This is a genomic window from Bifidobacterium anseris, assembly GCF_002860345.1.
Taxonomy (GTDB): Bacteria; Actinomycetota; Actinomycetes; order Actinomycetales; family Bifidobacteriaceae; genus Bifidobacterium; species Bifidobacterium anseris.
In genome coordinates this window covers 537,205-551,368 of the sequence record NZ_NMYC01000001.1, presented here as the reverse complement: position 1 = coordinate 551,368, position 14,164 = coordinate 537,205, and the positions used below count along the sequence as shown (strand labels likewise).

At 67.5% G+C, this 14,164-nt stretch carries 9 protein-coding genes; 8 read left to right on the top strand and 1 reads right to left on the bottom strand.

Translation table 11 applies throughout. From position 1 onward, the window contains the following. The first annotated feature begins 144 nt into the window (after positions 1 to 144). The 3 genes from gltB (at position 145) to CGZ88_RS02340 (ending at position 6,962) form a co-directional block, all read left to right on the top strand. Positions 145 to 4,713 carry a glutamate synthase large subunit gene (gene gltB, locus CGZ88_RS02350; protein ID WP_101670983.1) on the top strand — a complete coding sequence of 1,523 codons (4,569 nt, stop codon included), beginning with the start codon at positions 145 to 147 and terminating at the stop codon, positions 4,711 to 4,713. 1 nt (position 4,714) lies between these two features. Further along, positions 4,715 to 6,250, top strand: a complete 1,536-nt coding sequence (locus tag CGZ88_RS02345) for a glutamate synthase subunit beta (protein WP_026645378.1) — start codon at positions 4,715 to 4,717, stop codon at positions 6,248 to 6,250. Between the two features lie 253 nt (positions 6,251 to 6,503). Then, positions 6,504 to 6,962 carry a hypothetical protein gene (locus CGZ88_RS02340; RefSeq protein ID WP_101670982.1) on the top strand — a complete coding sequence of 153 codons (459 nt, stop codon included), beginning with the start codon at positions 6,504 to 6,506 and terminating at the stop codon, positions 6,960 to 6,962. A 78-nt stretch (positions 6,963 to 7,040) separates the two neighbouring features. Here CGZ88_RS02340 and CGZ88_RS02335 read toward each other — a convergent pair whose 3' ends face one another. Then, positions 7,041 to 7,526, bottom strand: a complete 486-nt coding sequence (locus CGZ88_RS02335; RefSeq protein ID WP_101670981.1) for a peroxiredoxin — start codon at positions 7,524 to 7,526, stop codon at positions 7,041 to 7,043. Between the two features lie 309 nt (positions 7,527 to 7,835). Here CGZ88_RS02335 and CGZ88_RS02330 point away from each other — a divergent pair, with 309 nt between their 5' ends. From CGZ88_RS02330 to metF, 5 genes are all read left to right on the top strand, one after another. Then, positions 7,836 to 8,705, top strand: a complete 870-nt coding sequence (locus CGZ88_RS02330; protein WP_081664105.1) for an ABC transporter ATP-binding protein — start codon at positions 7,836 to 7,838, stop codon at positions 8,703 to 8,705. A 178-nt stretch (positions 8,706 to 8,883) separates the two neighbouring features. Beyond that, a complete protein-coding gene (locus CGZ88_RS02325) occupies positions 8,884 to 9,981 on the top strand; it encodes a tRNA (adenine-N1)-methyltransferase (RefSeq protein WP_026645374.1) in 1,098 nt (365 codons plus the stop codon). 124 nt (positions 9,982 to 10,105) lie between these two features. Further along, the gene (locus CGZ88_RS02320; RefSeq protein ID WP_026645373.1) at positions 10,106 to 10,657 is read left to right on the top strand and encodes a SixA phosphatase family protein; all 552 of its coding nucleotides are present in this window, start codon (positions 10,106 to 10,108) and stop codon (positions 10,655 to 10,657) included. A 162-nt stretch (positions 10,658 to 10,819) separates the two neighbouring features. Continuing rightward, positions 10,820 to 13,120, top strand: a complete 2,301-nt coding sequence (metE, locus tag CGZ88_RS02315) for a 5-methyltetrahydropteroyltriglutamate--homocysteine S-methyltransferase (RefSeq protein WP_101670980.1) — start codon at positions 10,820 to 10,822, stop codon at positions 13,118 to 13,120. Between the two features lie 178 nt (positions 13,121 to 13,298). After that, entirely contained in the window at positions 13,299 to 14,135 is an 837-nt protein-coding gene (gene metF / locus CGZ88_RS02310; RefSeq protein WP_034523894.1) for a methylenetetrahydrofolate reductase [NAD(P)H], read from the top strand. Positions 14,136 to 14,164 lie beyond the last annotated feature (29 nt).

Here is a 14,164-nt window from a genome sequence, read left to right as displayed (position 1 = left end):
CCCGGCGCGCACGGTCCCGATGGATGGGCGCGCACGCTCCGCGATGCGGTCGCGCGCGACGTCCCGCCCGTGGTCGACGGTAATCTGGGCTGACAACTGTGCGATAGGGGATGGGCGTCCCCTGTGACTAGAGAGGTGATTGCGGTGACGTTTGGAACCCCGCTTGATTTGACGATCCGTCGTCCGGAAGGCATGTACGACCCCGGCAGCGAACATGACGCCTGCGGCGTCGGCATGGTCACCACCCTCAACGGCAGGCCCGAACGCAAGATCGTCGACGACGCCATCGAAGTGCTCGTCAACCTCAACCACCGCGGCGCCGTCGGCGCCGAGGAGAACACCGGCGACGGCGCCGGCATCCTCATGGCGATGCCCGACGAGTTCATGCGCGCGACGATCGACGCCGAACTGCCCGAGGCCGGACACTACGCGGCCGGCATCGCGTTCCTCGACCGCGACATCGCCACCTGCGGCCGTCAGGAGCAGGCGATCGCGAAGATCGCCGCCGAGGAGGGCCTCGAGGTCCTCGCCTGGCGCGTCGTGCCGACCGACCCCAACGGACTGGGACTGCAGGCGCTCGCGAGCATGCCGTCGTTCAAGACGCTCGTGCTCGCCGATCCGGAGCGCAAGCTCGCCGGCATCGAGCTCGACCGGCGCGTCTACCATGTGCGCAAGCGCGCCGAACATGAGGTCGGCATCTACTTCGCGTCACTGTCGGCGCGCACGCTCACCTACAAGGGCATGCTCACGACGATGCAGCTCAAGCCGTTCTTCCCGGACCTGTCCGACGAGCGCATGAAGACGACGATCGCGATCGTCCATTCGCGCTTCTCGACGAACACGTTCCCGTCGTGGCCGCTCGCGCAGCCCTTCCGCCTGATCGCCCACAACGGCGAGATCAACACGATCCAGGGCAACCGCAACTGGTTCTCGGCGCGTCAGGGACGCCTCAAGTCCCCGCTGCTGGGCGACATGGAGGATCTGCTGCCGATCCTGACCCCCGGATACTCGGATTCGGGCACCTTCGACGAGGTCCTCGAGCTGCTCAACCTCGCGGGCCGCTCGCTGCCGCACGCGATCCTGATGATGGTGCCGCCGGCGTGGGAGAAGAACAAGGAGCTCGACCCCGACGTGCGCGCCTTCTACGAGTACAACAATGCGCTCATCGAGCCGTGGGACGGTCCGGCCGACCTCGTGTTCACCGACGGCGTCCAGGTCGGCGCGCTGCTCGACCGCAACGGCTTCCGCCCCGGCCGCTGGCAGGTCACCGACGACGGCTACGTCGTGCTCGCCTCCGAGGCGGGCGTGCTGCCGCAGGTCGACGACGCGCGCATCGTGCGCAAAGGCCGCCTCGAACCGGGCAGGATGTTCCTCGTCGACACGGCCGCCGGCCGCATTGTCGAGGACGACGAGATCAAGCACGAGCTCGCCGCCCAGCATCCATACCGCGCATGGGTCGAGGGCAACACCGTGAACATGGCCCAGCTGCCGCAACGCGAGCATGTGAACTACTCCGACCAGTCGGTGCACCGCCGCCAGCGCGCCTTCGGCTACACGCAGGAGGAGCTCAAGATGGTGCTCAAGCCGATGGCGGACACCGGCAAGGAGCCGCTCGGCTCGATGGGCAACGACATCCCGCTGTCGGTGCTGTCGGGACGCAGCCGCATGCTTTTCGACTACTTCACGCAGAAGTTCGCCCAGGTCACGAACCCGCCGCTCGACTGGGAGCGCGAGAAGATCGTCACGTCGATCGAATCGGCGATCGGCCCGGAGCCGAACCTGCTCGAGGACTGCGCGACGCACGCGAAGAAGATCCTCATCGAGCAGCCCGTCATCGACTCCGACGAGATGGCGCAGCTCAAGAACGTCGACCGCGCCCGCCAGCTCGACGACTACTACAAGCCGGTCGTCATCAAGGGCCTGTACCAGGTCACCGGCGGCGGCGAGGCACTCAGGAACCGCCTCGACGAGATCTTCGACGAGGTCGACCAGGCGATCGAGGACGGCAGCAACTTCCTGATCCTGTCCGACCGCGACTCGAACCACATGATGGCCCCGATCCCGTCGCTGCTGCTCACCTCGGCCGTGCAGCACCATCTGCTGCGCCGCAAGACGCGCACGCAGATCTCGATGGTCGTCGAGGCCGGCGACGTGCGCGAGATCCACCATGTCGCGCTGCTCATCGCCTACGGCGCCGCCTGCGTCAACCCGTACCTCGCCTTCGAATCGGTCGAGGAGCTCGCGCGCACCGGCTTCCTCGAGGTCGACGCCGCCACGGCCGTGACGAACCTGAGGAACGCGCTGTCGACCGGCGTGCTCAAGATCATGAGCAAGATGGGCGTCTCGACGATCATGAGCTACCGCGGCGCCCAGCTGTTCGAGGCGGTCGGCCTCAACCAGGAGGTCATCGACGCCTACTTCACCGGCACCGTCTCGCGCATCGGCGGCTGCGGCCTCGACGACCTCGCCGAGGAGGTGGCGATCCGCCACCGCGTCGCCTACCCGAATCAGTGGACGGCCACGCCGCACCGCACGCTGCGCACCGGCGGCGAATACAAGTGGCGCCGCACCGGCGAGGAGCACCTCAACGACCCCGAGGCCATCTTCCTGCTGCAGCAGTCGACGCAGCGCGGCGACTACGCGATGTTCAAACGCTACTCGGCGCACATCAACGACACGTCGAACCGCATCATGACGCTGCGCGGCCTGATGAAGTTCAACCATGCGCGCAAGCCGGTGCCGCTCGACGAGGTGGAACCGGCGAGCGAGATCGTCAAGCGCTTCTCGACCGGCGCGATGAGCTACGGCTCAATCTCGAAGGAGGCACATGAGACGCTCGCGATCGCGATGAACTCGATCGGCGCGCGTTCGAACTCCGGCGAGGGCGGCGAGGCGGTCGAACGCCTCAACGACCCGCTGCTGTGCAGCAAGATCAAGCAGATCGCCTCGGCGCGCTTCGGCGTGACGAGCGACTACCTCGTGCACGCCACCGATCTGCAGATCAAGCTCGCCCAGGGCGCCAAGCCGGGCGAGGGCGGACACCTGCCGGGCGCCAAGGTGCCGCCGTGGATCGCCAAGGTGCGCCACGCGACGCCGGGCGTCGAGCTCATCTCGCCGCCGCCGCACCACGACATCTACTCGATCGAGGATCTCAAGCAGCTGATCAACGACGCGAAGATGTCCAACCCGAAGGCGCGCATCCACGTCAAGCTCGTCTCCGAGTTTGGCGTCGGCACGATCGCGGCCGGCGTCGCCAAGTGCCACGCCGACGTCGTGCTCATCTCCGGCTACGACGGCGGCACCGGCGCGGCCCCGCTCAACGCGATTCGCCACGCCGGCACGCCGTGGGAGATCGGCCTGTCCGAAACGCAGCAGACGCTCGTGCTCAACGGCCTGCGCTCGCGCATCACCGTCCAGTGCGACGGCGAGCTCAAGACCGGACGCGACGTCGTCGTGGCCGCGCTGCTGGGCGCCGAGGAGTTCGGCTTCGCGACGACCGCGCTCATGGTCGAGGGCTGCGTCATGATGCGCGCCTGCCAGAAGAACACGTGCCCGCAGGGCATCGCGACCCAGGACCCGGAGCTGCGCGCACGCTACACCGGCAAGCCCGAGCACGTCATCAACTTCATGATGTTCATCGCCGAGGAGGTGCGCGAGCTGCTCGCCGAGCTCGGCTTCCGCACGCTCGAGGAGGCCGTCGGCCACGTCGAGTGCCTCGATCAGGACGAGGCGATCAGGCGCTGGAAGTCCGAGGGCATCGACCTGGGCAATGTGCTCATGCAGCCCGGCCCGGTCCCCGGCACGATCCTGCACAAGACGATCGAGCAGAACCACGAGCTCGACAAGGCGCTCGACAACGAGCTCATCGCGCTGGCCGAGCCGGCGCTCGAGCGCGGCGAGCACGTGAGCATCCGCAAGGACATCCGCAACGTCAACCGCACGCTCGGCACGATGCTGGGCTACGAGATCACGCGCCGATACGGCGAGGAGGGTCTGCCGGACGACACGATCGAACTCGAGCTCGAAGGCACCGGCGGCCAGTCGATCGGCGCGTTCATCCCGCGCGGCGAGACGCTGCGCATCGTCGGCGAGGTCAACGACTACGCCGGCAAGGGCCTGTCGGGCGGCAGCATCGCGATCTCGGCACCGAAGGACGTCACCTACGACCCGCACGACAACGTCATCGCCGGCAACGTCCTGGGCTTCGGCGCGACCTCCGGCACGATGTTCGTCGCCGGCCGCGCGGGCGAACGCTTCGGCGTGCGCAACGGCGGCGCAAGCTTCGTCGTCGAAGGCGTCGGCGACCACGGCTGCGAGTACATGACCGGCGGCGAGGTCGTCATCCTCGGCCCCACCGGCCGCAACCTCGGCGCCGGCTTCTCCGGCGGCCATGTCTACGTCCTTGACCTGGACATGGACAAGGTCAACCCGGCCTCGGCGTCCGGCGCGCTGCTGTTCGAACCGCTCGACGACGAGACCGCCGCGCATGTGCACGACCTCGTCGCACGGCACGTCGAACGCACCGGCTCGCGCTTCGCGCAGGGCCTGCTCGACGACTGGGACCAGGCGCGCACACGCTTCACGCACATGGTGCCCAAGCAGTTCGTCGCGATGACCCGCGCAATGGAGCGGGCCAAGGCCGAGGACATCGATTTCAATGAGCCCGGCGTCTGGGAGCAGACGTACGAGCAGGTTATGGAAGGAGCGCGCTGACATGGCAGACCCACGTGGATTCCTCAAGGTCCGCACCCGCAGGGAGCTGGCCGAACGCCCCGTCGAGGAGCGCATCAAGGACTGGTTCGACGTGCACGCCGAGGACGGCCTGCAGGACTGGACGCGTGAACAGGCGGCCCGCTGCATGGACTGCGGCACGCCGTTCTGCATGTCCGGATGCCCGCTGGGCAACCTCATCCCCGAATGGAACGACCTCGTGCGTCAGGGCAAGTGGGAGGAGGCCTACAACCGCCTGTCGATGACGAACAACTTCCCGGAGGTCACCGGCCGCATCTGCCCGGCGCTGTGTGAATCGGCGTGCGTGCTCGGCATCCACCAGCCGCCGACGATGATCAAGAACGACGAGGTGACGATCATCGACCAGGCCTGGGAGCTCGAGTACGTCAAGCCTCTGCCGCCGGCGCGACTGAGCTCGCAGACTGTCGCCGTCGTCGGCTCGGGGCCGGCGGGCCTCGCCTGCGCGCAGCAGTTGACGCGCGCCGGCCACACCGTCGTCGTCTACGAACGCGACGACGAGGTCGGCGGCCTGATGCGCTACGGCATCCCGAACTTCAAGCTCGACAAGCGCATCCTCGACCGCCGCGTCGAGCAGATGAAGGCCGAGGGCACGCGCTTCCGCACGAACACCGAGATTGGCCGCGACATCACGTGGGACGACCTGCGTTCGCGCTACGACGCGGTCGTCGTCGCGATCGGCTCGACGGTGCCGCGCGACATGAACATCCCGGGTCGCGAGATGGACGGCATCCACTTCGCGATGGACTTCCTGCCGGACGCGACGCGCCGCGTCTACGGCAAGGAGCCGGTGCACGGCATCACGGCCAAGGACAAGCACGTCGTCATCATCGGCGGCGGAGACACCGGCTCCGACTGCCTGGGCACGTCGATCCGTCAGGGCGCGAAGGACGTCACGGTGCTGCAGATCATGCCGCAGGAGCCGTCGTCGCGTCCCGACAACCAACCGTGGCCGACCTTCGCGCGCCTCTACCAGAAGACGTCGTCGATGGAGGAGGGCGGCGAGTACGTGTACAACACGGACTCGGTCGGCTTCGTCGGCGAGGAGGACGGCACGAAGATCACCTACGAGCATGCGGCGCGCACCGAGGGCTTCGTCGCCGACGAGCAGGGCCACGTCACCGGACTGAAGGTCGTGACCGTCGCGCCGGGTGAGGACGGTCCGTTCACCCGCCAGCCGGGCACCGAACGCGTCATCCCGGCCGACCTCGTGCTCATCTCGGTCGGCTTCCTGCATCCGGACACGTCGACGCTGAGCGAGCAGCTGCCGTGCGACCTCGACGCGCGCGGCAACGTGGCGCGCGATGACGCCTTCCACACCTCGCAGGAGGGCGTGTTCTCGTGCGGCGACGCCGGACGCGGCCAGAGCCTCGTCGTCTGGGCGATCGCCGAGGGTCGCTCGTGCGCGGCCGCCGTCGACGCCTACCTCACCGGCGAGCCGACCGAACTGCCGGCGCCGATCGTCGCCTCGCAGCGTCCGATGTCGCTGCCGCGCGTCTGATCCATCGTCGATGGCGCCGATAAGGTAGCGAACACCACGCATCGCAGGGGACGGGCTGCGTCGTTCATATGACGCAGCCCGTCCCCTGCGGCGTTCATATGCGCCGCCTTGTACACCGTGCGCGGGCGCGCGTGGGCGTCGTTGCGACGCTGGGCGCAACGACGTCGGCCCGATGCTGTGGATTGCAGTACAGTAGAGGACGGTGCGCGCGCCGCCAACGGCGTGCGCGAAACGCTTGGCGAAAGGAGCAACCATGGCAAACCGTGCGGAGCGCCGCGCGCAGAAGAAGCGTGGCGTGCCGGAGCAGTACGACGCGACGAAGGGCCGCGCACGTTCGGGCATGATCGACGAGTACCAGCTGCAGGAGAAGTCCCGCCGTCTCAAGGAAGGCAAGACCGGCCCGTGGAAGCCGACGAGCAGCGAGCTCGAACATGCCGAGGAGGTCGCGATGGCCACCGACCCCAACGACTTCGATCCGCCGCAGGTCATCCGCGCGCCGCATTCGGTGCGCCAGTGGTTCCGTGTGGTCAGCTGGGTCGTCATCGTCGTCTCGGCGATCATGTTCTTCGTCGTCATGTGGCTGCCGCAGCATCCGTTGTGGTCGATCATCACCGTCTCCGCCTGCTTCGCCGCGGGCGTGCTGAGCCTGTTCTTCACGGCCGGCGACCCGAAGAACAACCCGAACCTCGATCAGAACGGTACCGCCGTCTGATTTCAGTGTCCTGAAACGCCGGAAGGCGGACGGACCGCCTCGCGCGATCCGCCCGCCTTCCGATGTTTCGGGGAGATGTTACTTGATCTTCTCGATCTGCTCGAGCAGCTCGTCGACCTGACCGTTGACGTCCACGTCGTAGCCGGCGAAGACGATGCGGTCCTCACCGTCGAGCACGAAGGTCGAACGGATCGTCTCGTAGGTCTTCTCGCCGTCCTTGAAGTGCTCCTTCGCGGCGCCGTACAGCCTGTGCACGGTGTACTCGGGGTCGGACAGCAGCACGAAGCCCAGATCGTTGTGCTCGCGGAACTCCTGGAGCACCTTCACGTCGTCGGGGGAGACGCCGATGACGGTGTATCCCTCCTTCGCGAAGCGCTCGAGGTTGTCCTGGAAGTCCTTCGCCTCGCGCGTGCACACCGAGGATCCGGCCTTGGGGTAGAAGTACAGCACGACGTTCTGGTGCTTGAAGTCGGCGAGCGCGTAATGCTTGTACTCGTCGGATTCAAGTTCGAAGTTCGGTGCCACATCGCCTTTGGTCAGGCGTACCATGTTTGTTTCGCTCATGCCACCAACGGTAGTGCAAAACGGACGCGCGGGCGCGAAATACGCGTTGAGGGGAAGTTTGCGCCGTCGACGGAGAACCGGGCGCGCGCGACGGCGCACGGGTGGTATGCTGCCCGGCCTCGCGTTCCCGGATGCCGGAAACGCCGTGCGCCGGCCGCCTGTGATGCGCTAGCGTGGAGCAGGCAGGAGCGACGTCGCGCACGTCGCAGTCCCGTGGCATATCGAGCCACGTGCATGCTTCAGGGCATGCACAAGTCATGCACAGGGCACGCATATACATACAATCAGACACACGCAAGGGAGGCGGACATGGACACGCGGGGCGAGACGAGGCGGGACGGATCGGACGAAGGGCGCTACGGGGACGCGGCCGCCGTCGCGTTGCGCGGCGTCGGGTTCCGCCGTTCGGGGCGCACGATCCTCTCCGACGTCGACCTGACGGTCGGCCGCGGCGAGAAATGGGTGCTATTCGGCCCCAACGGCATCGGCAAGTCGACGCTCGTGCGGATGATGGCGACGCGCGCGCACCCCACGTGCGGCACCGTCGACATCCTCGGCCGCCGCCTCGGCAAGGTCGACGTGTTCTCCTACCGCCATCTGATCGGACTGAGCTCGGCGGAGCTGCTGCGCGCGCTGCCCGATCTCGAGGACCCACTCGACGCCGTCGTCACCGCGCTCAGGGCCGTCACCGGCCGTTGGCGCGACACCTACACGCCTGACGAGATCGCGCGGGCGCGCTCGCTGATGCGCGACTTCGGCATTGAATACCTCGTCGGCGGCTCGATGGCGAAGCTGTCCGAGGGCGAACGCACGCGCGTCATGGTCTGCCGTTCGCTGATGGCGCGCTCCGAACTGCTCATCCTCGACGAGCCGACGACCGGACTCGATCTGGGCGGCCGCGAGATCACGCTGCGCGCGCTCGGCGCGATCGGTCGTGACGACCCGCGCGCCGTCGTCCTCGTCACGCACCGGCTCGAGGAGATCCCTACGGGATTCGACCATGTGGCCGTCATGGGACGCATGGGCGGCACCGACGGGGATGGTCCGGCACCCGGCACAATCGTCTACGCCGGCCCCATCGCCGAGGGGCTGACTGATGAACGGCTCTCGGCCGTGTTCGGCCTCGATCTGGCGGTGCGCCGCGACGGGGGACGCTGGAGCGCGCGTCTGCGCGGATGATGAGCAAATGATGATGCGCGGCGGCATATCCTGAGGCGCCCCGCATGCGCCAAGATCGCTGCGCCACGTCCTCGTGTACGCTGTCCTCGTGTACGCTAAGGCATTGGAAACGTGCGGGACGGTGCGGCGGTCGAACATAGATCGCCGCGCCGATGAATATGAGTGAAGGAGTCGCCGTATGCGCCGTGGTCCCTTTGTAGCGGGGGAGAAGGTCCAGTTCACCGACAGGAAGTCGAACAAGATCACCGATCAGCTCGTCGCGGGAGGTTCGACGCAGACGGCGCACGGCCTGATCCTGCACGACGACGTCATCGGGCGCAGCGAGGGCGTCGTCGTGACGAGCGTGACCGCCAAACGCGAGGCGCAGGTCAACGCCGAGCATCCCGAACGCGACGCGAACAAGCCGTGGAAGGGCACGCGCGCGATCGGCGGCTGGCAGTACGCCGTCATGCGTCCGCGCCTCGCCGACTATGTGCTCTCGATGCCGCGCGGCGCGCAGATCATGTATCCGAAGGACACGGCGCAGGTCATCGAACTGGGCGACATCCGCCGCGGCCACCGTGTGCTCGAGTCGGGCGCCGGTTCGGGCGCGATGAGCCTGCATCTGCTCGAGGCGTGCGGTGCCGAGGGTGAACTGACGACGATCGAGCTGCGTCCCGAGTTCGCGCGCGTCGCACGGGCGAACGTCGACCTGTACTACGGGGAGCATCCGGACAACTGGACGCTGCTGACCGGCGACTTCGACTCGGTCGCCGCCACGCTGCCGGCCGGATGGTTCGACCGCGTCATGCTCGACATGCTCGACCCGTGGAACCGGCTCGAGCAGGCCGAGCGCGTCATCGCGCCCGGCGGCGTGCTCACCTGCTATGTGACGACGACGACGCAGATGGGCCGCCTCGCCGAGGCGCTGCGCCAGTCGGGACGCTGGAGCGAGCCGCAGATCCAGGAGACGCTCGAACGCAACTGGAAGGCGCAGGGCCTGGCCGTGCGCCCCGACCACCAGATGATCGGACACACCGGTTTCCTCGTCGTCTCGCGCGCGATGGCCGACGGCTTCGAGGCGCTGCGCCGCCGCGAGCGCGCCGCGAAGGACACGACGACCGACATTGATTCGCTCACTCCCGAGCAGCGCGAGGCGGCCTTCGAGGAGCTCGAGCTGCGCGACATCTCCGACCGCAAGCTGCGCAAGGTGCTGCGCGACCTCGACGCGCAGCTGCGCGTCATCGGCGAGACCGGCGACGCCGAACAGCGCGAAGGGCGCGAACAGCGCGAATAGCAAACGGAAGGCGCAGCAACGGCGGCGACGCCGAAGGCGAATGGCCGTGCGGCGCGCCGGGCGCGGGATATACTGCCAATAGACCCAAGCCCCCGCGGGGGCACCGATGGATGAAAGAGCGTGCATGAACGTCAGGAAGGCCGCGAAGAAGGCGAAGGACTACGAACACGTGCTGCTCGTCATGCGGCATGCGAAGACCGAACCGTCGAACGCGCAGGGCGACTTCGAGCGCGAACTGCTCGACAAGGGGCTCAAGCAGGCCAAGCGCATGGCCAAGGGCCTCAAGTCGATGGGCCTGACGCCCGACCAGATCGACTGCTCGAGCGCGGTGCGCGCCCGCCAGACCTGCGCGCGCATGCTCAAGGTGTTCGGCGACGGCCCGAAGGTCGACTATACGAAGTCGCTGTATGAGGACGGCATGCAGTCGGTATTCGACGCGCTCGCCTCGTGCAAGGACAAGCGGCGCACGCTGCTCGTCCTCGGCCATGAGCCGACCGTGTCGATGGCCTGCCAGTGGCTTGCCGGCCCCGGTTCCGACCCGGACGCCGCCGACCTGCTCACCTTGGGCATGTCTACGGCCTGCGTGGCCGTGTTCGGCTCCGATGAGCCGTTTCGCAAGTGGGGCACGCACGAGGCCGATCTGATCTGCGTGCTCGCGCCGAAGGATTTCGACTGACCGGGCTGCCGCGGCGGGGATATAAGCTGCGGTTATGACGTCGTCTCAATAACCGGTATGCCGTTTCGCTGGATTTTCGCAAGACGGGGGCGTGGCCGCCCGTCCGGGTCTGCTAGCGTGATGCACGTTGCAGCAAGCAAGCCCGATTTTTTGGAGGCAGCCATGAGCGTTCCCACGTCCATCTCCGGTTTCCCGCGCATCGGCCGGAACCGCGAACTCAAGAAGATCATCGAAGCGTACTGGAAGGGCGCCGCGTCGCTCGACGACGTGCGCCATGTCGGCCGCGAGCTGCGCGCCGAGCATTGGCGGCTCGAGGCCGCCGCCGGCATCGATCTGATCCCGAGCAACGATTTCAGCCTCTACGACCAGATGCTCGATACGGCGATCCTGCTCAACGTGATCCCGGCGCGCTACCGCCGCCTGTCTTTCGCCGACCCCGAGCAGACGCTGTTCGCGATGGCGCGCGGCTATCAGGGCGAGCGTGGCGACGTGACCGCGCTGCCGATGAAGAAGTGGTTCACGACGAACTACCATTACCTCGTGCCCGAGTTCGACGAGGCGACCGAGGTCGGGCTCAACGGCACGAAGCCCTTCGACGAGTACCTTGAGGCGAAGGCGCTGGGCTACCAGACGAAGCCGGTGCTTATCGGCCCGTACACGTTCCTCAAGCTCTCGCGCGACTCCCAGGCGCGCGAACTGAAGGTCGACGAGGGCCTCATCGATGCCGTCGCCGGCGTCTACGCGCAGATCGTGCGCCGTTTCGCCGACCTCGGCGCCGCATGGGTGCAGCTCGACGAGCCGTGTCTCGTCCTCGATAAGGACGACGCGGACGTGCGTCTGTTCAAGTCGCTCTACTCGCGCATCCTCCCCGCCCGCGGCGAGCGCGTCAAGGTGCTGCTCAACACCTACTTCGGCGACATCGCCGACATCTACGAGACCGTCAAGCTCTTCGAGTTCGACGGCGTCGGCCTCGATCTGGTCGAGGGCCGCGACGCGAACCTCGCCGCCGTCGGCGCGCACGGCGTGGGCGAACGCACGACGCTGTTCGCCGGCGTCGTCTCCGGACGCAACATCTGGCGCAACGACTATGCGACGAGCATCGGCCTGGTCGACGCGCTGCGTCAGGTCACCGACCGCGTCGCCGTGTCGTCCGCCTGCTCGCTGCTGCATGTGCCGTTCAGCACGAAGGGTGAGGAGGCTCTCGGCGGCGACGTCCTCAGGTATTTCGCGTTCGCCGTCGAGAAGCTCAACGAGGTGCGCGAGATCGCCGACCTCGTCGACCTCGACGATGACGCGAAGCAGTCGTCCGATGTGCTCGCCGCCAACCAGCTGCTGTTCGACGGCAGCCGCGTGGCGCGCGATGAGACCGTCGCGGCCCGCCTCGCCGCGCTCGCCGACGACGATTTCACGCGCAGCCCGGCGCGCGCCGAACGCCAGCGCCTGCAGCGCGAGGCGCTCGGCCTGCCCGCGCTGCCGACGACGACGATCGGCTCGTTCCCGCAGACCAAGGAGATCCGCGCCGAACGCGCGAAGCTGCGTAAGGGCGAGATCAGCCGCGACGAATACGACGCGTTCATCCGCGCGCACATCGACGACGCGATCCGCAGGCAGGAGCAGATCGGCCTCGACGTGCTCGTGCACGGCGAATTCGAACGCAACGACATGGTCGAATACTTCGGCCAGCGTCTCAACGGCTTCCTGTTCACGAAGAACGCGTGGGTGCAGTCCTACGGCACGCGCTGCGTCAAGCCGCCGATCGTATGGTCCGACGTCTCGCGCGCCGAACCGATCACCGTCGAATGGAGCCGCTACGCGCAGTCGAGGACCGACAAGCCGATGAAGGGCATGCTCACCGGACCGGTCACGATCCTCAACTGGTCATGGCCGCGCGAGGACATCTCCGCCGAGGAGCAGACGCGCCAGCTCGCGCTCGCGATCCGCGACGAGGTCCTCGACCTCGAGGCCGCCGGCATCCGCATCATCCAGATCGACGAGGCCGCGCTGCGCGAGAAGCTGCCGCTGCGCCGCTCCGACTGGCATGCGAAGTACCTCGACTGGGCGATCCCCGCGTTCCGCCTCGTGCATTCGGGCGTCAAGCCGACCACGCAGATCCACACGCACATGTGCTACTCGGAGTTCAACGACATCATCCGCGACATCGACGCGATGGACGCCGACGTCATCTCCTTCGAGGCGTCGCGCGGCGACCTCGTCGTCCTCGACGCGATCGCGGAGGCCGACTTCGAGACCGAGGCCGGCCCCGGCGTCTACGACATCCATTCGCCGCGTGTGCCCAGCGAGGCCGAGATCGAGGAACGCATCGGCGAGATCCTCGCGAAGATGGACGTCGACAAGGTGTGGATCAACCCCGACTGCGGCCTCAAGACCCGCGGCGAGGCCGAGACGTGGCCGAGCCTCGAGCACATGGTCGCGGCCGCCCGCGCCGTGCGCTCGCGCCTGTGACATCACATGGCCGCCGGTGACATCGCGGTGACACCGTAGCGGCACAGGGGAGCCGTCGGCGACGGCATGCGGCGTCCGCCACGCGCGGGCGCCGCATCCTCCCCGTCCCGCCACATCCTTCTTTTTCTTCTTTTTTGCCTGTTTCCCTTTTTCCCTCCCGTACCGAGGACGACCCATCATGCCCATCTTCTCGCTGGAGATCTTCCCTCCCAAACGCACCGCGCCGGTCGGCACGATCTACGACACGCTCGACGGCCTGCAGGGCCTCGAACCCGCCTTCATCTCGGTGACCTACGGCACCGGCAAATCGGTCGACCGCACCGCCACCGCGCGCATCGCGAACACCGTGCGCGCCGAATACGGCATCCCCGCCGTCGCCCACCTGACCGCCCAGTATCTCGACGAGGCCGGCGCCGAGGAGGCGCTCGACCTGTTCGACCAGGCGAAGGTCGCCGGCGTCCTCGCACTGCGCGGTGACCGCAACCCCGAACGCGAACCCGCCAACGTGTTCCACCACGCATCCGACCTTGCCGCGTTCATCCGCGAGCGCCGCCCCGACCTGCCAATCTACGGCGCCTGCTATCCGGAGAAGCATCCGCAGGCGGCGAGCCTCGACGAGGACATCGACAACCTCAAACGCAAGGTCGACGCCGGCGTCACCCACCTGATCTCCCAGCTGTTCTACGACGACGAGGACTTCCTGCGCTTCCGCGACAAGGCGCGCGCCGCCGGCATCGACGTGCCAATCGAAGCGGGCATCATGCCCGTCGTCAACGCGGGCTCGGTGCGCCACATGGCCGACCTGTGCGCCTCGAGGATCCCCGAACGGCTCGCCGTCATGCTCGAGATGTGGGGACAGGACCCCGCATCCCTCAAGGAGGCGGGCGTCGTCTACGCGTCCGAGCAGATCCGCGACCTCGTCGCCCGCGGCGTCGACGGCATCCACCTGTATACGATGAACCGGCCGTGCGCCGCCCGGCGCATCTGGGCGAACACGAAGGCGTTCTTCGCCTGAACCCTCGCGCGCCCGAAGCGTCATCCAGC

Excerpts from the sequence above, each read along its gene's own strand:
- CGZ88_RS02345 (WP_026645378.1), top strand. The coding sequence starts at position 4,715 with ATGGCAGACCCACGTGGATTCCTCAAGGTCCGCACCCGCAGGGAGCTG.
- CGZ88_RS02340 (WP_101670982.1), top strand. The coding sequence starts at position 6,504 with ATGGCAAACCGTGCGGAGCGCCGCGCGCAGAAGAAGCGTGGCGTGCCG.
- CGZ88_RS02335 (WP_101670981.1), bottom strand. The coding sequence starts at position 7,526 with ATGAGCGAAACAAACATGGTACGCCTGACCAAAGGCGATGTGGCACCG.
- CGZ88_RS02330 (WP_081664105.1), top strand. The coding sequence starts at position 7,836 with ATGGACACGCGGGGCGAGACGAGGCGGGACGGATCGGACGAAGGGCGC.
- CGZ88_RS02325 (WP_026645374.1), top strand. The coding sequence starts at position 8,884 with ATGCGCCGTGGTCCCTTTGTAGCGGGGGAGAAGGTCCAGTTCACCGAC.
- CGZ88_RS02320 (WP_026645373.1), top strand. The coding sequence starts at position 10,106 with ATGAACGTCAGGAAGGCCGCGAAGAAGGCGAAGGACTACGAACACGTG.
- metE (WP_101670980.1), top strand. The coding sequence starts at position 10,820 with ATGAGCGTTCCCACGTCCATCTCCGGTTTCCCGCGCATCGGCCGGAAC.
- metF (WP_034523894.1), top strand. The coding sequence starts at position 13,299 with ATGCCCATCTTCTCGCTGGAGATCTTCCCTCCCAAACGCACCGCGCCG.